Raw genomic sequence first — 18,109 nt, forward strand, 5'->3', positions numbered from 1 at the left:
CGCGGCCAGTCGCGGCCAATGTTGCATCCGGCAATCGCGCGCATTCTAATTTCACCCCTGTCCTGGTTGTTGCAGGACTGGTCTCCATGGCGCTGATTGCCGGGGCCGGTGGTTATTTCAGCGGCCTGTTCGAGCCGACGCCGCGCCCTGACCTTGCTGATCCTGTTTCAGCAGAAGAACCCGCAGCCCAAGCGCGCGATGAGCCCGAGCTGCAGGAAGCCGAACCTGCCCAAGCTCCCGTCAGCGCACAAGAAGCAGCTGAAGAGCCTGCCCCCCAAGCGTCCGATGAGGCGGAGCTGCTGCAGCAACCCGAACCTGCCCAAGCTGCCGTCAGCGCACAGGAAGCATCTGGCGAACCGTCCCCCGACACCAGTGCTTCGCAAGAGGAACTGCAAGCGGCAAAAGACAGAACCCAGCAGCCTGCTGAGCCGGAAGCCGCTATCCCTGAAGAGGAGGAGGTCGCAGTCCTGGATCCGGCCAGGCAGCCTCCCGCAGCCGAAGCGATCGATGGCGTCGCGGACCGGATTTCATGGCTTCGCAACTATCCCGGCGGCGACTGCTTTTATGCCATCGCGACGTCAGCGGCCGACACGGCGATCGAAATCGAGGGATTCGGAACCGCTGTCGACCCCTTCATGGAAATGATGACCGACTTTCAGTCGAAATTCGGCTTCGAACCTGAGATAAGTGTGCGGCTGATCGAACCGGCGCAATGCGTCATTACAGATTTCATGCGTGGTCTCAGCGGCGCTGTCGAAGCGCCTCAACTCACGCTCGACCGGACGTCGGTGCCGAGCGGTTCTCCGGTCAGCGGGGCACTGGAAATGCCGGCGGGCCGCAGTTCGAACCTGTTGTTGATCGACCACAGGGGCATGGTGTTCAACCTTGACAGCCGCCTGATCCGGACGCCTGACAAGGCCTCGTTCAGCATTCCTATCGGTCTGAGCGCGGCAGATGCCGCTGCGGGCCAGGCGGTTCCGCAGGTTATCGTCGCGGTCATCTCTCCGGACGGCATCGAGGCTGCTGAAATCTCCAAGCCGAGACCGGCCGCCGAAGTGCTTCCAGGCATTCTTTCCGAAATCCAGGCCAAGAGGCTTGTAAGCGGAGCCACCGCCAAATATTTCCGGCTCGGCGGCTAAAAACCGTACCTTTCACGGCCGCTGCCAACCGTTTAGCCCACGCGTTCTCACAGCCAACTCGGCCGGCCTCATTGCTGGAGGTCAGCGAACGATGAAGGATGCGACCCCGAAATCTACAGGGTTGCCTTGCTTCAGTATTTCGTTGCGCAACTGCTCGAAATACGGCTCTGCCTGCGTGCCCTCATGGGCTGAAAACGTGAGCAACGCATGATCACTGGCGATCGCAACAAGCAACTGGACGGTGCCTACCGGTCCGTCGGTCAGGGTGAGTGGAGCCCGGAAGGATACTGTATTTCCGGCCTCGGGCCTGAGATCCTCCAGTTCCTGAACCTTGCCGTCGTCATCGATGATGATCAGGTAGAGCCGGCTGCGGCGGAAATTATGGATACGGCCTGTCAGCACCTCGCCGCTCCTGACTTCTGGCGTGGCTGTTTGCACGGCGAGCGGCTGCTCAGGATAAGCAGGGAGATCACTGGCAAAGGTGAGCGCTGCGCATTGCGCATCCGTGACAAGATGGCCATGGATCGTGGCGGGCGTCTCGATCAATTGATTGATGCGGCGACCAAGTTCACCGATCCGCTCGACAGTGGCGGCATATCCCTTCACTTCGATCACATTGCCACGAGCTGAAGCGAGAGCCAGCAAGCACTGGCGGGGCTCGGCAGACAGAATATCCAGCAGCTTGGCATAGCTCTGATTCAGCGTTTCCGCGGGGGCAAGGGGCTCTGGAGAACCAGGCCGGAGCAGCGCAACGGTCTGCTCAGGATCGGGAGGCGTGAGCGCGTCGAACTCGATGCGAGGGTCGGATTTGGTGAGTGCCCGGGGCGCCGTTGCTACCGGGTGGCGTTGCACGCCCTTGGTTGACGCAATTGCCTGCGGCTTCGAGCGCACAACAGGAGTTGGCGGCTGCGGCCGGACCGCTTTCGCGGTGCTGTGCGGCCGCAAAACAGACACGCTTGGCGCGGAGGGCTGGGCGACGATGTGCTGCCGCTGCCGGGCGACTGGCAGCGGCAGACGCTCAGAAGCGGGAGCTGGCGCACCTGCCGATGCGGCACGCGCTGGCTGGGGCGGCTGGACGGTTTTAGTTGCAACGCGGCGTGTGGCTGCAGGTGCGGCGCGAAAATCCGGCTGTGCTGGCCTGGCCGCCTCGGTTGCTGCCACCGCGGCCAATCGTTGTGCTTGGGTCGGCGCCCGCTTGGCGTGGCTTTGTGCGTCGGGCGGCACGCGGCCAGCAGTGGCGGGCGCTTGCTGCGCGACGGCGCTGACCGCAACTGCCGTGAGTTGTTTGCGCGTCCGACCAGTATCCTTGACCGGCTCGGGCGTCGCACGGACAGCTTTGAGCGGCGTCTTCTGCCCTATGGGCGCCGCCCTTTGCGGGGGTGCTGTCTGCCCGGCTTTTGGCGTGACAGATGCTTTTTTCGCCAATGAGCGAGGCGTCGACTGAACCGTAACAAAAGTCTCTGCTGCCGGCTTGCTGTCGGTTTGTGGGATCGCCATCAGGGATCCGGCAAGGGCGGCATGGATCCCCAGCGAGGCGCAAATGGCGATGCCCCAGAGAGGCATTTCCGATCCGTTCCTCACGGGACTTTCCCCGCGCTTTGACCCTGCGCCTTCAGCGTCACGATGCGGACGGGAACATTGGCGGTGCTGATGCGCGCAAGTAGGTCAACGAAATCGTCCGCCTGTACCGTGCGTTCGGCGAGAATATTGAGGAACTCGGTATTCTCCGCAGCTTTCCTTGCTGCACCGGGCAAAACGTCCAGCGACACGGGGGCGCCATCGAGAAACAGCGACCCGTCCGCGGTCACAAGCAGCAAAGGCCGGGGGAGATGCTCCAGCGGCAAATGCTGCGTCAGAGGGACGTCTGTCATCAGTTCGCCGTGGGTTATCAGGCGTCCGGTCGCCAGATAAAACAGCAGGAGAAGAAATACGATATTGATGACAGCCAGCGAGAAGTCGGGCCGCTGCCGCTTCGGGCGGGAAGGAATATAGCTCACCGGACGCTCCCGCTCGCGTTCACCAGCGCCACATTGTCGGCCTCGGCCACTTTGAGAGCCTCGAGCGTGGCAACTATATCCTGAACCGTCGCCCGCCCAGTGGAGATTACCAGGAAACTTCGAACCCCTTGCGAGACGAGCCGTGCGGCTTCTGAAGTCACGTCCTCGGCAGCAATCCGTTGGCCACCGATGGTCACGAAGCCTTGGGAGACGCGGATCGCAACAACAAAGGCATTGCCTGCGCCAGTGGAGGACTTTTCGTCAGAGAGGCCGGCGACATTGCCAACTGGAAGCAGGGAGTATGGCGCGATCTGGGACGACAGCATGAAAAACATCAGCAGCAAGAACATGACGTCGATCAGTGGAGTCAGCACGAATGTCGGGCGGATCTTTCCGGCTTGCCTATGGTTCAGGGCTTGGCCCAAAGTCGGATCCCCGGCGATCAGGCCGCGTCAGGCTGCGTTGCGGCGCTGAGATCGTTCCGGCTACCCACCGTGCCACCGAGGCCGCCTATCGGCCCAGTCTCGCCGAACAGTACTGAACCGATGGCCGTTTCCATGGTGGCGCGTTCGTTCTCCACGCGCGCTTCGAGCCACACCCAGACAAAGTAGAACGGAATTGCTATGCCCAGGCCGGCCGCAGTCGTCAGCAATGCAGCCCAGATGCCGGTCGCCAGCGCCGAGGGATCGACCGCACCTGCGCTCCTCGACAATTCACCGAAGGCCGAGATCATCCCGATGACCGTGCCGAGCAGCCCCATCATGGGCGCGGCCTGCACCACCGATTCCAGGATGCGAAGATAGCGGGACATTGCTGTGATCTGGTCAAGCGCGGTGTGTCCGGCGATTTCCTGCGCCCGTTGCCTGTCCCCGGAATGGAGCAGCAGGGACTGCATCGCACTTGCGACGGTTGCCGAGGTGGGCGACGTCTCCTTCTTGGCCTCGTTCAGTGCGCGGGCTCGATCTCCTGACGACCATATCAAAACGGCGCTTCGCGCCGCGCGCGAGCGGCCGACGCCGATGCGGGCGAACTGGACGATCTTGAAGATGGCGACAGCTGTTGCCAGGATCGAGGCGGCGAACAGTGCGATAAGGACCGGGCCGCCGGCAGAACCCAACTGACTGATCAGAACGTCAATCATGGCGGCCCCCGTTACAGCCCAAAGTCGATCGGAGTGCGCGTCGTCGTTTTCAACGCGTCAATACAGATCGTAGCACTTTTGCCCTCAGCCACACATTCGGTGAGATCGTTGATCAGGAGCCGCGAGATCGCATTGCAGGCCTGGTCAGCGAGGTCGAATTGAACGACCTTGGTCTTGCCTGCTGGAAGTCGGCCGAACTCGAATACCAGCGCCTCTGCGACCTTACCTTGCCCATCAAAGGTAAAGACGTCGAAGGACGCCTTGTCGAGCAGCACGCCAGTGACATTGTGGGCAACGAAAGAAAGCCTGCACCCGCCCTTCAGATCAACGGCTTCATTGAGCTCGATCGAAAGCGCTTTTTCCTGAGCCACCGCACCAGCCGGCGTCGTGCAAAGGTTCGACGCTGCCATCATGCCGCATAACAAGCTGCGAAAGGCCATGTGTGCATCTCCTCGCAAGGCCGCGCTTGCAGCAACGCAAGCTCTGGCCCGCTCGACGGTTCTCGCAAGCATGGCAAGAATGTTGACGCACGCCAGAACCACCGTCGAGCAGTTTGCGATGATTGTTCTACTTCATCAAGGCTTTGCTTATTGGCGAGGCTCATTGATAATACGTTCGTCTATTGCGGGCACGATTGTGTCCGCGGCAAGGGCTTCGCAATGATGGAACCGTCGCGATGGTTGCCTGTCTGGGTGGGCTACCAAGGCTCGACCGCCGGAGCTATCGCTCTGGTGCTCGCCATCTTCGCGCCAACGGCGGCAAAAGCCGAATTCACGGTCTGCAATCAGACGCTGGACGTCGTCAACCTGGCCGTAGGACAGCAGGTTGAAGACGCGTTTCGAACCGAAGGGTGGTGGACGGTCGGCGCCAACCAATGCGTGAACGTCATTCGCGAGGAACTTGGCAACCGGTACATCTATGTCTACGCAACGGATGTGTTCGGGCATCCGATCCTCAGCGGCTCGACCGATATGTGTGTCGAGCGGCGGCGATTCACCATCCGCGGCATCGGCGAGTGCTGGCAGCGCGGACACATCGCCGCCGCGTTTTACGAGGTCGACACGCGTGAGCAGGCCCGATGGACTTTGTTCCTCTCCGGGCGCGGTCCATGACGCACAGCATAGACGCGAGTTTCCGCCTCAAGAAGCAGGCCCTCGCAGCAAAGCGGGCACGTGCCCGGCTGCGCAAGGCATTCGCCGCGCTTGCCATATTGGTCACGCTCGCCATAGCAGCCGCCTTTTATTACACAGCTGACCATTGGCGCCTTGGCGAGGACTATGACGAGGATCTCAGATTTGCAGAGGACGCCGGCGAGATACCAGCCGAAGCGCCTGTTTACATTCCGGCCATTGTGGATCTTCCCGGCGATCCGATGTGGATCAGTCTGTCGAAGGAGAGTGCCAGCGCGAGCCGGATAAGTACCCTCGCCCGGCCAGCAGCGCTGGACCGGTTCGGAGTCTCGCCCGAGATTCACTTGCTCTCGGACGCCATGCTGAGTTCCAGCGAGCGCTTCATGACGACCATCCCCTCAACGCAGGAGGACTTTGCGTTTTTCCAGGCCCAGCGGACTGTCTCACCAATGCCCTCGACGGCCCCGGCGGAGCTTGAAGGTTTGATCGCCCCCGCCGCCTCCGAGGCAGATGGTTCCGGCTCGGAGGCGGCGGGGTGGGACGAGACGATCAGTGCTGGCGAAGCTGAGCTGCCTCACTTCCAGAAAACCGAAATCGAGAACAATACGACCGTGGCGACCGTCACCCCTGAACCGGAGCGGATCGAGGCAACCAGAGATTTTTTCATAAAGGTGCTGGTGAGCCGCAGCATCGACAGCATCGTTCTCGAAGAGGGGTTTTCTGCCGAGGACGCGAAGCTGGCCGGAGAAGCCCTCAAGTCAGTGTTCGCCCGCGACGGGGTTCAGCCTGGCGATGTCGTGGCGCTGCGTGGATCTCGTGCGAAGCGCGACGTCAAGGTGTTCTCGCTGATGCAGGTCTCGATCTATACCGGCGACGTCTTCTTGGGAACGCTCGCGCGCAATGCGGCCGGAGCGTTCGTCTCCAGCGTTGATCCCTGGGTACGCGACGATTTGTTCAACTATTCAGGCGAGCCGAAGGACGTCGGCTTGAAGCGTCAGTACCGCCTTCTGGATGCCATATACTCGACCGCGGCGCGCAACAATGTCCCCACCGCCGTGATCGGCGAGGCGATCATGTATCTGTCGCGCGGCCAGGATCTGAACAGTTTTGCGACGCATAGCGACCGTCTGGTGCTGATCTATGGCAGTGGAGCGCGTGGCGAAGGTGGTGCGGGAGGCCGCGTTCTCTACGTCGGCGTGCTCGGCGGCGAAAAGCCGCTCGAATGTTTCGTCTATGAGCAGAGCGATGGAGAGCACGCCTGCGTATCGGGCGACGAACGGGTCCATTCCCTGACCCTCACAAATGGCATGGCCACGCCGGTGAACGGCGTCATGACGTCCACCTTTGGTCCTCGCAAGCACCCGATCCTGAAAACCGTGCGTATCCACAAGGGCGTCGACTGGGCAGCCCCAGTCGGTACGCCAATCGTTGCAGCTTATGACGGCGAGATCGTGTTCCAGGGGGATGGTGGCGGCTATGGCAATCTTGTGCGGGTCGCTCACGAAGGCGGACGCGAGACCAGATACGCACATTTGCAGCGTTTCGAGAGGGAAAGCGGCGCTGTGGTGACGGCTGGCGATGTGATCGGCTATGTCGGAACCACCGGCCTGTCGACCGGCCCGCATCTGCATTTCGAGCTTTACCTGGGCGGCGAGGCGATCGATCCCTTGGCATCCCCTACCCTCGCATCGGTTTCGGTATCGGACGGGTCGGCCGTCGAAATCCTCACCGACCGCATCATTCAAGTCGAAAGTGGAGGCAACGCCCGAGCCAAGAACCCTCTATCCTCGGCCACCGGGCTTGGTCAGTTCATCGACTCCACCTGGATCAGGATGATGAACACCTACCGGCCGGATCTGGCGCGCTCGCTGTCGCGCGCCGAGCAGCTGGCCCTGCGCTTCGATGTGACCATCTCACGGGAAATGGTGAGCAATCTCGCGCGTGAAGGTGAAGCCTATCTGCGTGCGCGCGGCCACACGATAACTGCAGGGCGTCTTTATCTCTGCCATTTTCTCGGCATGGAGGGCGCGCACAAGGTGTTGGCGGCTCCGAGCAACATGGCGCTGATCGATGCTCTCGGAGCGGGCGTGATCCGCGCCAACCCATTCCTGACCGGCAAGGATGTGGGCTATGTGCTGAGTTGGGCCGAGAGAAAGATGACCGGCCGTGGCCGAAGACCCGCTGCGCAGCCGGTCACTGTAACCACGCAAGTCACGCAGCCGGCGTCGCCGGAGTTCGAAAAGTATAAAGCTGCGATCGCCCAACTTGTGCAGCCGGAGCAGCGAGCTCTGTAGCGCCAATCCGATACCGCGGAGCAATGCCCGGGAGTGCAGTTGATCTGCTATTGCAGGTTGATGCGCATCTCGACCCGTCTGTTGACGGGGTCATAGGGATCGCTGACGCGCGGATTATCTTCGCCCTTACCGGTTGCACTCATGCGAGACGGCTCGATGCCGTTGGACAAGAGGAAGGCGCTGACCGCCTGCGCGCGCCGCTGCGAGAGCCCGACATTATAATGTTCCGGCCCCGACGCATCCGTATAGCCTTCAACGATGAAACTATGGGACTTTAGCCGATTGTCCTTGAGCGCCGTGGCAAATTCCCCGAGCTTCTCGCGCGCCTCGGGCGTCAGATCCGCAGAGTCGAGATCAAAATTGATCAACATGTCCAGGCCGGTGCGAACCGGCGTTTCCGCCTTGCTCGCGCACTCATCCTCGGTGCCAACGCAGATGCCGCGGGACGCGCCTAGATCAACTGCAGTTGCGAAAAACTTCACTATCTCTTCGGAAGACTGCACAGGTTGAGCGGAAGCGTCCGCTGAAAATAGTGCTGCGACCAGCGCCAATGCCGAAGTAGCCCGCATGGGGTATCTCCAGTTAGAGCTCAGTGCGTACAAGAAAAGTCATATGTAAAAGTAAATTCGTCCCGGCCTACTGTCAACCAGTTTAGGGCCGCCTGCAAAACCATTGGGGTGTTCGGCAAGCTTCGTGCCCTCAAAACTTGACGATGCATACGCCGTTTCCGGCACACTTGCCCGCAGCTCGGCTTGGCTCCATGCTGCTGAGATGGAGGATTGGGACGCTGACGCAGACCAGTCCAGCGAGGAATGAGCGACCCCTCGGCATGCTCCGCCAGGAGCAGCAAGAGATGCGTTTCGGAGAAAGCGCGATGATAATCACTCTGACGATCGTCAATAACGACCTTGTGCCGAGCGGGGCGGCGACGTTTTTTCGGACGGCGAACCGATCCTTCCAGGTCGGACGAGATACGACTCTCGACTGGACCCTGCAGGACCCGTCACGTCAAATCTCAAGCCGGCACTTCGAAGTCCGATTCGAAAGCGGGGCCTACTGGCTGTATGACCGTTCAACCAACGGAGTTTTCGTGAACGGATCAACAGAGCGGATACGGGGCGTGCACCGGCTGACCAATGGCGAACGATTGCAAGTCGGGCCGTATGTCATCGACGTCATGATCGCCGACGACGACGGAGGTCTCCAGATACCGTCCACTGCGCAAGCGCCTACAGGAGCAGCCTTCGACCGGCTCGGTGCGGTTGGCGCGAGCAGTGCCGCCAAGGCGCGAGGGGTGAATGAAGTGTCCCAGCGGTCGATGCCGGTGAACGGGACCCAACCTGCCCTCCAGCCTGGATCGTTTCTGGAAGCGTTTTGCGCGGGCGCAGGGCTTCCTTCCAGTCTGTTGGCGTCCCGTGACCAGACAGAACTTGCCCACGAGCTCGGCGAATTTGTGAAACTGACGGTCGAGAATCTTAGCCAAATGCTGAGGTCGCGCGCTTCCGCCAAGGCGATAATCAAAAGTTCGAGCCGGACTGTCATCGGCCCGAGCGACAACAACCCCCTGAAACACGTGCCAGCGAGCGCCGACGCGATCGAGTCAATGTTCACGCGCAAGCGTGTTGGTTATCTCAACGCGCGGCGCAGCCTTGAAGAAGCATTCAAGGATCTCCAGACGCACGAACAGGCGACATACGCGGCTATGCAGAAGGCGCTGGCGAAGCTGCTCGACCAACTTGCCCCGGAAACCATAGAGTTGGCGGTGAAGGGATCGCCCTTCGTCCCGAAAAAGGCGCGGGCCTGGGACCTTTTCGTCGAGCGATGGGAGGAGCAAAATGCAGGCGAGAACGGCATGCTGGACCCCTTTCTGGCACATTTCGCTGATGCCTATGACGAAGCCACCAGCAAGGGCTAGGTGCGCCTGGAGAATCGTCGAAGGCGAAGCAGGTATTCTCCGCCAGGCGTCGCGCGGCATCGACCGAAGGCATCGCGCGAGTCGCATCGAAGTTGTCATAGTCATGAGTTGCGCGGTGCCTGAAGCGCCGCGCCTCGTCTACGTCGCGCGCGACCTCCGGCGTAAGCACCGCGGGCCGGACATGGCCGGGCGTATCCACCGCTCTGGAAACACGTTTTACGAGATCCGCATGGGATTGATCGCCCGTCGGCGCTTCCTCTCCTAGAATCTCTAGGATGCGCTTCAAAGCGCCTTCAAGGGAATTGTGGCCAGACTGTATCGCATGCAGAAGTGCCATTCTGGCCCGATACCCAGCGAGGTCGTCCGCATCAAAGCCACCCTCGTCGTATAGCTGCGCCGCGTCGGCGAAGTGGTTGCACGCCGATTCGAGATTGTCCTCGACTTCGATCCAGCGCGCGTCCGTCATGACAAGACAAGCCCTTTGGTGCTTACCCGCTCGACGAAGGCAGGCTTCGTGGTGCGGGCATCGTGAATATCCAAAGGAACCGCATGCCGTGCGCAGACATCCTCCACAAACCGCCAGGCATCCCCGGTTCGGTCTATTGGGAAATCGACCAGCACATCCAGGTCGCTGTCAAAGCGCATGGTGTCGGTTACATACGAACCAAAAACCACGAATCGCCCGCTATGCTTCCGCGCGTATCCGCGAAGCTCTCGAACGACTTCGTCGGCAGAGCGCTTGCGGCGCGCCGCTTCGGCCGCCTTTCGCTCGGCTAGGGTCGTGATCTTCGTCGACGATACGTCGGCACCAGACATCTGAACTGCTCGCCCTCCAGCGCAGTTGCGAGCGCTGAGCGCTAGCTTGTCCCATAATATTCACTGATGCGGTCGCCAGAGGTAAGCTTCCTGCGGCAGCTTTTCCATGGCTGGTGATATCGTACTACTGTGGCCAGTCTGCAACGGGTCGCCGCTTGGGCGCATCCGAAGCAGTGTTCCGATCGACTCCTGCACGCATACCGGGTATGAACCCGACCCCATGTTCAGGACCGTGCACATACAGCTTTGACTTCTTCGGTGGCCATTCGGTCGCTTGTCGACCCTGTATGCCTGCAACCTGGAGCTTCAGCATGACTCCCATCCAATTCGCCATCGCCTCGACCGACCTGCAGCTTGCTGCAGCGGTTTCGCTCGTCGCGATCCCGTCCGGAGGTTTGGAAATACGCGGCTCAGTCGCCGTCCAAGCCAAAGGGACTGCGCTTTGGCGGAGTCCGAAAAAAATCCTCAACCCGATACCTGACTCAATTTAGTCCACAACACTGCATTTCTCTCATCGAGCATGAGTGGGAGTTCTGCTCCGCAAAGCCTCTCGGCGATGTGGGTCGAACTTCCGCTCCATCAGCAGCCCTTCATCGACGAAGCACCACCGCCTCGAATGCGAAGATCGGTGGGAGGCGATACGGCTACACCGATGCTGGCAGCCGGATCGAACCGAGAAGCTCGGCCCAGCGCCCCGTCTGGTATGTGCGTCAGAACGTCTCGCGAAACGCCGCTGAATTGTTCTTCCCGTTGTCGCCCCGCATGCCGCAGCGCTTGTCGTGACGCTCGCGGGCAACGGCGAAACGTCCAGTAGCTCGCAAGCTTTGCGATAGACTGGCATGTCGAAATGAGGATGCCAAGCCTCGCGTAAGCCAAGCTAACGGCAAATGATAGTCCTGCCAAATCTCGTGCTGAAGGGCGCCCGAGGCGACGAAGGCCGCCTTCTCAGTCGCTCCAAAGTGGCAGTACGCAATCTCAACGCTGCGTACGATACGGCGGGCCCTCCCCTGGCGTGCCACCCTGGCCTGAGGTTCTACTCTCTGCCCGGGCCGTAGACGAATCGTTTAGGTGGTGCTGCAGGCACAATGTCGCTTTGTGGGGTTCCCCGAAGCAATCCGGGTATCAGGGTCGAACGAGATAGGTTTCCATCTTCCCGACACCTCTCAGTTCCACAATACAACGCGGCTCGAGCTCCCAAGAGGTGTGCAGCGCGCGTCTGGTTGCCTCTGAGATTTGCATGCGGTCGGCTAGGCCCTGGGACTCGAGCCGGCTTGCGATGTTCACCGTCTCTCCCCAGACATCGTAGACGAACCGATGTCGGCCGATCAGACCGGCGATCACCGGTCCGGTGTGCACGCCGATGCGGACATGAAAACTATCGCGGCCTGATGCTAAGGTCCTCAGCGAGTCGAGCATGGATTTCCCCAAAGCCAAGATCCGATCCGCGTGGTCGACTGCCGGCTCCGGAAGACCGCAAGCGGCCATATACGCGTCACCGATTGTCTTGATCTTTTCCACGGAATGCTTTTCCGCGAGGGCGTCGAACATGCTGAACATCTGGTCGAGGCGCTCGATAAGGTCCGGTGCCGGCAATCTTGCCGCGATAGGCGAGAAACCGACAATATCGGCAAAAAGAATGGTCACTTCCTCGAACCGGTCCGCAATGATCTCCTCGCCCCCTTGCAGCCGCGCAACGATCTGACCAGGCAGGACAGCATGAAGAAGCGAGTCGGCCCGCCGCTTTTCCGCCTCGATCCGCTGAAGATACTGGTGCTCGCGGTCGCGCCAGCGCTTCCTCTCCAGACTGGAGTGGATCCGGGCGCGCAGCAGGACTGGATTGAAAGGCTTGAGCAAGTAGTCGTCGGCACCCGCCTCGATGCAGCGGACTACGGCGTCCACTTCATTCAGCCCCGAAATCATGATGACCGGGATATGCCGCCACCGGCGCTCGGCTTTCAATCGTGAGAGCACCTCAATGCCGTTCATGTCCGGCATCAATAGGTCCAGCAGCACAAGGTCGAATTCGTCTTCCGCAAGGCAGGTCAGCGCGGACAAGCCAGATTCGGCAGTGAATACCTGATGACCGTCGTGCAGCAAGCGGCGCGAGAGGAGATCGCGGTTGCTGCCAATGTCGTCGACGACAAGTATCCTGCCGTTGCCGCCCGAGAATGGATCTCGCTCCGTTTTGCCTAGCGCCCTTTCGAGGCCTGCCGCATCAATCTCGGCCGGCCCCTCGGTGTCGCTGGCACGCGAGAGGCCAGCTATTGCATCGACATGCGCCAACAGCTCGGCCGCCGCCGCGAGCATCACATTGACATCTTCCTCCAGTGCCTGTTCGTGCAATTCTTCGGCTTCTTCGAGGATCATTTCGGAGTAGCCGACAATCGCGTTGAGTGGCGTTCGCAAATCGTGGCGCAGTTTTGCCTCGATCTCGCGCCCTGCACGCCCTGGATAGTCGGCTTTGCCTTGGATTAGGCTGTCGATGAGGCTGTTCAATTGCCGGGCAGCGGCGCCGACCTTCTCCAGATCAGGTGTGACGTGCACCAAACCATGGTTCTGCACCTGCTCCATCAGCAATTCCTGAAATCCCAAGATTGCCCGTGCTGGTCCGGCAAGCCGCTGCGCCAGATGGGCGGCTATCGCGTTGCGTTGAAACTCGTTCTCGGCAGTCATATGTCCAATCGGCCGGCTCGGCGGCTCAACGGTTTGCAGCAAGCAACTGTTCGATTTTCATGACAAGCCTCGACAGGTCCACCGGCTTGCTATCGTAGTCATCGCAGCCGGCCGCAAGCGCCATTTCGCGGTCGCTGGTCATAGCGTGCGCCGAAAGAGCGATGACAGGAATCCGGGAGGTGGCTGGATCCGCCTTGATCCGGCGTGTCGCCTCCCAACCGTCCATCACAGGCAGGCTCATATCCATCAGGATCAAATCTGGCCTTTCCGAAATGGTGAGTTCCACGCCAGATTGTCCGTTTTCCGCAATAAGCACTTCGAACCCACGCCGTGACAACCGCCGCGAGAGCATGTCGCGATTCATTTCGTTGTCTTCTACCAGAAGGATTCTCGTCATCTTCAGCCTCTTCTAACGATGGGCAGATCAACGAACTGAGATGCCCGGGCCAACTACTCGGCCGCGGAAATCTGGCGTTCGAGCGCCTTGACCAATTGAGACCTGCTGTTCGCGCCCTTGGTCACGACGGCAACCGCCCTATCGCGCAGCCATTCGAGCTCGTTCACCGACAGATCTTTCGAGGTAACCACGACGACCGGAATGTTCTGCAGTTCGGGCGTCTGCTGCATCTCACTCAATGTCTGAAATCCGTCCATTTCGGGCATCAGCAGATCAAGCACGACCAGGCGCGGCAACAGCCGTTTCATCAGGCCGAGGCCGCGCACGCCGTCACTTGCCTCGTGAACCCGCCAATCCTTCTTGATCAGGATACGACGAAGGAAATCGCGGGAGGCTTGGTCGTCATCAATTACAAGCACATCGCGGTTGCCACCGCCGCAAGCCTCAAGTGTTTGAATCAGCTTCTCGGTGTCGATCGGCTTCGTCAGGTATTCAACCGCCCCGAGTGAGAGGCCGAGTTCGCGATCTGCAAGTATTGTCGCAAGGATCACAGGAATCTCGCAAAGCTCCCTATCGTTCTTCAGAGATCGCAGCACTGACCAGCCGTCCTGATGCGGCATGATGATGTCGAGAATGATCGCCGCGGGGCGATGCGCGCGCGCAGCGGCTATTCCTTCCTCGCCGCTTGCTGCTTCGAACGACGCCAGTCCCGCCTCCGCCAAGGCCTTGGCGATGACGGTTCGAGCGGCTGGTTCATCATCTATGATGAGAACCGCCTTGTCTCGTGGCGGCAATGGTTCGGCTTCGGCGGGGTGTTGCTCGCCAGATTCCTTTTTGAACTCGGCGGGAATCTCCATAGTGAAGGTCGAGCCTTTTTTGAGTTCGCTTTCGACCTTCACAACGCCTCCGATCATTCGGCTAAAACTCCGGGTTATGCTGAGGCCAAGCCCCGTTCCGCCATAGGTGCGAGTGGTGGATGCGTCCGCCTGCGTAAAAGCGTCGAAGAGCCGTTCCTGCTGCTCCGGCGTCATCCCGATCCCGGTGTCGGACACTTTGAACATCAACCAATCGCCCTTTGGTCGCCGGTCGCGACGCACCGTGAGTGTTACACGACCCTGTTGGGTGAACTTGGCGGCGTTGCTGAGCAGGTTGAAAAGGTTCTGACGTAACTTTGTCTGGTCCGAATGCATTTTTCCGAGGTCGTCCTCGAGGTCCAGTACCAAACGGTTTCGGTTTTTCGCCATCAAAGGCGCGACTGTGGCCTCGACGTCGCGCATCAGATCGGCGACCTCGAACGTTTCCAAGAAAATTTCCATCTTGTTGGCCTCGATCTTCGACAAATCGAGGATGTCGTTGATGAGCGCCAGGAGATGGCGACCGGCCGCGGCGATCTTTTCCAGTTCCGGAACGAATTCCACCATGTGCTGGTCGCTCGCATCTTCGATCAGCATCTCGCTGTAGCCAATAATGGCGTTGAGCGGCGTACGCAGTTCGTGGCTGACCGACGCGACAAAGCGGCTCTTGGCTTCATTCGTCGATTCAGCACGGCTCTTGGCCCTCTCGAGTTCGTCTTGTCTCTGTTTCAATTCCGTGATGTCGGTGTAAACCGCGACGGCGCCGCCGTCTGGCGTTTTTCGCCTGCTTACGCGAACCCATCTGTCGCCGAAGCGATCCTCACCGACGAAGCCCGCCCGGTCATCGCGGATGTGTAGCCGCTGGGCAATCCACTCCTCCGGCGACGCGCCCGCAAGGTCGACTTGCCTGCCCGCCAGGTGTTGCTCCAAGATATCTTGGAAGCTTTGCCCAGGAAGAGAAGCTCGCGCATGGTCAGGGAAGAATTCGCAAAATTTACTGTTGGCCAGGATGACCCTGTCCTGCGGATCGAATAGAACAAATCCGTCAGAAATTGCCTCAAGCGCCGCTGCAATCGTCCGTCTTTGCCGCTCCGCCTCGTCTTCCAGTCGTTTCTTTTCAATCGCGCCCGCCCGAAAAAGTCGAAGCGTCCGCGACATTGCGCCGAGTTCGTCGCCTCCTTCCACCGGTATTTCAACATCGTAGCGTCCTTGCGTCAGTTCGCCGATGACCCGGTTCAGCCGCCGTAACGGGCCAATGATCGAACGAAGAACGAGGATTGTAAGAATCGACCCAATCAACAGCACGATGACCACCAGAATGGCAGCGGTAGTCGCCGTTTTCTGGGCTAGCCTTACGGCCTCGTTGCGAGCAGCTTCAGCCTCGGCGCTCACTTGCTCGACAAGTTTGTTAAGGGCGGCATCGACGTTTGTGCTGTGGGTTCGCGCGTCGGCCAGGAGAGCGTTTCCAATGATGCGGTTATCCTGAGTATAGCTGTCCGCCGCTTCCAGTGCCCTTTTGACGTAGTCATCGATCTCGATGCGGATTTCCCTCACTGCATCGGGGGATGATTTCGAAAGGCCGTCCAGTTGCTCCAGCAGTCGCTCACGGGCCTGCTCGGCATTCCGCTGAGAGTTCATGAGCAAGCTGACTGACAAATCGGTGAGCCAGTATCGCAATTCGCCGAAGGTCACGTGCGCCGCAGCCGCAGTCGCCGCGAGATCGAACAATGCCTTGGTGTCTGCGGTGCGGTCGGCACTGCGATAAAGCGCCTGCGTGAGGAGGATGGAAGATACGATGAGGCTAATGAGGCCTGCCGCTGTCAGTGCAGCTACGCGGGCCGCGATCGGCAGACTGGCGAGGCGACGTCCCAGGGATCTCGACGGCGCCGGTTTGGCTTCCACCTCGCGGGGAGTCTGTTCCAGGACGCTCATTTGAACAAGACGATGCTGATGGCGCCCCCCAGATCACCGGCTTTTCCGCCCTCCTTTGGATATCCGGTCACATCGATCTCGCCCTTCGGCTCGCCGTGGCAGGAAAGGCATGATTCCGTGTAGTATTCGGGCAGCAGCATTCGAAATGCAGTGCGCCCGTCCACCTCGGTTACCTCCGTATAGGCCTCTCCCTTTGCTCTCTTGGGATCTGAAAAGACGCTTGTGATAACGCCGGCTTCCCAAGCGTCCGGAAGCGATTTGCGGTTGCGCACGAGTTGCTCGGGCGCAGTCACGCGCACCAGAGCTTCGTTGCCAACCTTGGCGGCAAATTTCTCATTCATCAGGCGCGCGAAGACGGCCGGCACGAACCCCTTGAACCCTATTCCAGGGCGATTGATGTCGTCCTGCTGCTCGTCCATCACCTCGCGCATAGCGCCAATCTGGGCGTCAAGCAGACGCCGGTCGCGACGTGTCAATTCGCCGGAAAATGGGGCGTGGCCGGTGTTTTTCGAGTAAGCGGCGACGACCTCCCTCGCGAATCGCTCGCTGTCGAGGTGCTTGTCGCCAAGCGCCGGATCGTTGATGAGTGACTGATAGTTGGAGACGACGCTTCGTCCCGCGCGAAGCAATTCCGCAAGGCGGTTTCCCATCGCGACATCGTCAGTGACTCCCGCTCCCATGGCAGCCGGCGCGAGGAACGCGCAACCGACAAGAGCAACGCCAATGCTTCTCCGCGTCAAGGTTGACAGGGCGATCATCTCCGTTCCCATCGAAGGAAACCAAAGAAAAAGTATAGCACGACGCAGGCCGATAGCGTAGTGACAAACGCCTTGCGCAAGCCAAGAGGGAAGAAACGACGCATCCGCCCCCGTTCCGAAGCGGCCCTGGCCCGCAAACCCGTTTTTGCCGAAAGCTCCTTGACCACCCCTGGCTGCGCCGGCCCTCGGTGATCGGGGTCGCTAAGGCCTGTCCCGGTTACGAAGCCTCCCGACCACCCGATCGGCCATCCTTTCGCAGCGCGCGCCGTCGAAAGGGAAGAGTTCGGAAAATGTCGCCGAAAACTGCTTTTCGACCGCCAGTCGCATAAGGCGGCGCGCCCGGTGGAGCCGCGTCTTCACCGTTTCCGGTTTCAACGACAGCTGGCTCGCAGTGTCTTCCGTGCTCATTTCCTCGATGTCGCGAAGGATGAAGACCAGCCTGAAAGGATCGGGCAGCTCGTCGACGGCCGTTTCGAGGACGTTGCGGACCTGCTTGCGAGCAAGCTCGGCGTCCGCGCCCGGCGGCTTCAGCGAAGTCGGAAACATGATCACCGAGCCTCCATTGACGCCGTCGGAAACATCCAGTTCCGCCAGTTCAGCGGAAGGCCGTCGCTTTCGCGCCCGTCCGAGCGCCTCGTTGAGGGCGATGCGGGTGAGCCAGGTCGAGAACCGGGAATGGCCCCGGAATGAAGCGAGCTTGGTGAAAGCGCTGACATAAGTCTCCTGCACGATGTCTTCGGCCTCGGCGTCGTCGCGCACCACGGCGCGGGCGACCCGGAACAGACGCCGGTTGTTGCGCTTGACGAGCAGGCGGACGGCGTTTTCGCCGCCCTGCCGGGCGACTTCGACAAGCTCCTCGTCGCTCAGCCCTTCGAGGTGGGACTTTTGCCGCGCGATCGCCAATCTCATGTCGAGATCTCCCATTTGCCTTGTCACTCGCGCCGCACGACACCCTTGGCGACGATCTCCTCGACCGATGGAACCTTATCTAGCGCGGCCTTAGGCAAAGGCGTCAAGCCTGCCGCTTCCGCGGCCGCTTCGGCTGCAGGCGGGGTGCCGGCGC

At 60.5% G+C, this 18,109-nt stretch carries 16 protein-coding genes and 1 pseudogene; 4 read left to right on the plus strand and 13 right to left on the minus strand.

Annotation, left to right across the window (positions count from 1 at the left end):
* Positions 1 to 86: 86 nt before the first annotated feature.
* A complete protein-coding gene (locus tag MAXJ12_RS29955; RefSeq protein ID WP_139044118.1) occupies positions 87 to 1,139 on the plus strand; it encodes a hypothetical protein in 1,053 nt (350 codons plus the stop codon).
* Positions 1,140 to 1,220: 81 nt separating this feature from the next.
* Here the strand turns inward: MAXJ12_RS29955 and MAXJ12_RS37250 are convergent, their stop codons facing one another.
* Genes MAXJ12_RS37250 through MAXJ12_RS29980 form a run of 5 tightly spaced genes read right to left on the minus strand, consistent with a single transcriptional unit; the run spans position 1,221 to position 4,717 of the window.
* Complete coding sequence (locus MAXJ12_RS37250) at positions 1,221 to 2,720, minus strand: hypothetical protein (protein ID WP_139044119.1); 1,500 nt, start codon at positions 2,718 to 2,720, stop codon at positions 1,221 to 1,223.
* A complete protein-coding gene (locus MAXJ12_RS29965) occupies positions 2,717 to 3,136 on the minus strand; it encodes an ExbD/TolR family protein (protein WP_008839916.1) in 420 nt (139 codons plus the stop codon). The genes MAXJ12_RS37250 and MAXJ12_RS29965 overlap by 4 nt, the downstream gene beginning before the upstream one ends.
* Positions 3,133 to 3,561, minus strand: coding sequence for a biopolymer transporter ExbD (locus MAXJ12_RS34740; RefSeq protein WP_008839917.1), 429 nt, complete (start codon positions 3,559 to 3,561; stop codon positions 3,133 to 3,135). Before MAXJ12_RS34740 ends, MAXJ12_RS29965 begins: the two co-directional genes overlap by 4 nt.
* Before the next feature lie 17 nt (positions 3,562 to 3,578).
* Positions 3,579 to 4,277, minus strand: coding sequence for a MotA/TolQ/ExbB proton channel family protein (locus tag MAXJ12_RS29975; RefSeq protein ID WP_008839918.1), 699 nt, complete (start codon positions 4,275 to 4,277; stop codon positions 3,579 to 3,581).
* Positions 4,278 to 4,288: 11 nt separating this feature from the next.
* Entirely contained in the window at positions 4,289 to 4,717 is a 429-nt protein-coding gene (locus MAXJ12_RS29980; protein WP_008839919.1) for a hypothetical protein, read from the minus strand.
* 291 nt (positions 4,718 to 5,008) lie between these two features.
* Between MAXJ12_RS29980 and MAXJ12_RS29985 the strand changes: the two genes are divergently transcribed.
* Positions 5,009 to 5,389 carry a DUF1036 domain-containing protein gene (locus MAXJ12_RS29985; protein WP_244421652.1) on the plus strand — a complete coding sequence of 127 codons (381 nt, stop codon included), beginning with the start codon at positions 5,009 to 5,011 and terminating at the stop codon, positions 5,387 to 5,389.
* The gene (locus MAXJ12_RS29990) at positions 5,386 to 7,701 is read left to right on the plus strand and encodes a peptidoglycan DD-metalloendopeptidase family protein (protein ID WP_008839921.1); all 2,316 of its coding nucleotides are present in this window, start codon (positions 5,386 to 5,388) and stop codon (positions 7,699 to 7,701) included. The genes MAXJ12_RS29985 and MAXJ12_RS29990 overlap by 4 nt, the downstream gene beginning before the upstream one ends.
* 47 nt (positions 7,702 to 7,748) lie before the next feature.
* Here MAXJ12_RS29990 and MAXJ12_RS29995 read toward each other — a convergent pair whose 3' ends face one another.
* A complete protein-coding gene (locus MAXJ12_RS29995; protein ID WP_008839922.1) occupies positions 7,749 to 8,270 on the minus strand; it encodes an OmpA family protein in 522 nt (173 codons plus the stop codon).
* Positions 8,271 to 8,575: 305 nt separating this feature from the next.
* Here MAXJ12_RS29995 and tagH point away from each other — a divergent pair, with 305 nt between their 5' ends.
* Positions 8,576 to 9,616, plus strand: coding sequence for a type VI secretion system-associated FHA domain protein TagH (gene tagH / locus MAXJ12_RS30000; RefSeq protein ID WP_040588886.1), 1,041 nt, complete (start codon positions 8,576 to 8,578; stop codon positions 9,614 to 9,616).
* A 46-nt stretch (positions 9,617 to 9,662) separates the two neighbouring features.
* Here tagH and MAXJ12_RS40265 read toward each other — a convergent pair.
* From MAXJ12_RS40265 to MAXJ12_RS30035, 7 genes and pseudogenes are all read right to left on the minus strand, one after another.
* Positions 9,663 to 10,082, minus strand: a pseudogene (locus MAXJ12_RS40265) (ribonuclease toxin HepT-like protein); the annotation flags it as partial.
* On the minus strand, positions 10,079 to 10,432 hold the full coding sequence (locus MAXJ12_RS36045; protein WP_008839924.1) for a nucleotidyltransferase family protein: 354 nt from the start codon (positions 10,430 to 10,432) through the stop codon (positions 10,079 to 10,081). The pseudogene MAXJ12_RS40265 and the gene MAXJ12_RS36045, both read right to left, overlap by 4 nt.
* A 1,122-nt stretch (positions 10,433 to 11,554) precedes the next feature.
* Positions 11,555 to 13,105 carry an adenylate/guanylate cyclase domain-containing protein gene (locus MAXJ12_RS30015; protein ID WP_008839926.1) on the minus strand — a complete coding sequence of 517 codons (1,551 nt, stop codon included), beginning with the start codon at positions 13,103 to 13,105 and terminating at the stop codon, positions 11,555 to 11,557.
* Between the two features lie 25 nt (positions 13,106 to 13,130).
* Positions 13,131 to 13,502 (minus strand): response regulator, encoded by a 372-nt coding sequence (locus MAXJ12_RS30020; RefSeq protein ID WP_008839927.1) that lies wholly within the window; start codon positions 13,500 to 13,502, stop codon positions 13,131 to 13,133.
* A gap of 53 nt (positions 13,503 to 13,555) precedes the next feature.
* Positions 13,556 to 16,288, minus strand: a complete 2,733-nt coding sequence (locus MAXJ12_RS30025; protein WP_008839928.1) for a response regulator — start codon at positions 16,286 to 16,288, stop codon at positions 13,556 to 13,558.
* The gene (locus MAXJ12_RS30030; protein ID WP_008839929.1) at positions 16,285 to 17,046 is read right to left on the minus strand and encodes a Tll0287-like domain-containing protein; all 762 of its coding nucleotides are present in this window, start codon (positions 17,044 to 17,046) and stop codon (positions 16,285 to 16,287) included. The genes MAXJ12_RS30025 and MAXJ12_RS30030 overlap by 4 nt, the downstream gene beginning before the upstream one ends.
* A 201-nt stretch (positions 17,047 to 17,247) precedes the next feature.
* The gene (locus MAXJ12_RS30035; RefSeq protein ID WP_008839930.1) at positions 17,248 to 17,955 is read right to left on the minus strand and encodes an RNA polymerase sigma factor; all 708 of its coding nucleotides are present in this window, start codon (positions 17,953 to 17,955) and stop codon (positions 17,248 to 17,250) included.
* Positions 17,956 to 18,109: the final 154 nt, after the last annotated feature.

It is taken from the genome of Mesorhizobium alhagi CCNWXJ12-2, from assembly GCF_000236565.1.
In the GTDB taxonomy this organism is placed as follows: Bacteria; Pseudomonadota; Alphaproteobacteria; order Rhizobiales; family Rhizobiaceae; genus Allomesorhizobium; species Allomesorhizobium alhagi.

Coding starts and splice junctions, on each gene's coding strand:
- MAXJ12_RS29955 (WP_139044118.1), top strand. CDS start 87: ATGGCGCTGATTGCCGGGGCCGGTGGTTATTTCAGCGGCCTGTTCGAG.
- MAXJ12_RS29975 (WP_008839918.1), bottom strand. CDS start 4,277: ATGATTGACGTTCTGATCAGTCAGTTGGGTTCTGCCGGCGGCCCGGTC.
- MAXJ12_RS29980 (WP_008839919.1), bottom strand. CDS start 4,717: ATGGCCTTTCGCAGCTTGTTATGCGGCATGATGGCAGCGTCGAACCTT.
- MAXJ12_RS29990 (WP_008839921.1), top strand. CDS start 5,386: ATGACGCACAGCATAGACGCGAGTTTCCGCCTCAAGAAGCAGGCCCTC.
- MAXJ12_RS29995 (WP_008839922.1), bottom strand. CDS start 8,270: ATGCGGGCTACTTCGGCATTGGCGCTGGTCGCAGCACTATTTTCAGCG.
- tagH (WP_040588886.1), top strand. CDS start 8,576: ATGATAATCACTCTGACGATCGTCAATAACGACCTTGTGCCGAGCGGG.
- MAXJ12_RS36045 (WP_008839924.1), bottom strand. CDS start 10,432: ATGTCTGGTGCCGACGTATCGTCGACGAAGATCACGACCCTAGCCGAG.
- MAXJ12_RS30015 (WP_008839926.1), bottom strand. CDS start 13,105: ATGACTGCCGAGAACGAGTTTCAACGCAACGCGATAGCCGCCCATCTG.
- MAXJ12_RS30020 (WP_008839927.1), bottom strand. CDS start 13,502: ATGACGAGAATCCTTCTGGTAGAAGACAACGAAATGAATCGCGACATG.
- MAXJ12_RS30025 (WP_008839928.1), bottom strand. CDS start 16,288: ATGAGCGTCCTGGAACAGACTCCCCGCGAGGTGGAAGCCAAACCGGCG.
- MAXJ12_RS30030 (WP_008839929.1), bottom strand. CDS start 17,046: ATGATCGCCCTGTCAACCTTGACGCGGAGAAGCATTGGCGTTGCTCTT.
- MAXJ12_RS30035 (WP_008839930.1), bottom strand. CDS start 17,955: ATGAGATTGGCGATCGCGCGGCAAAAGTCCCACCTCGAAGGGCTGAGC.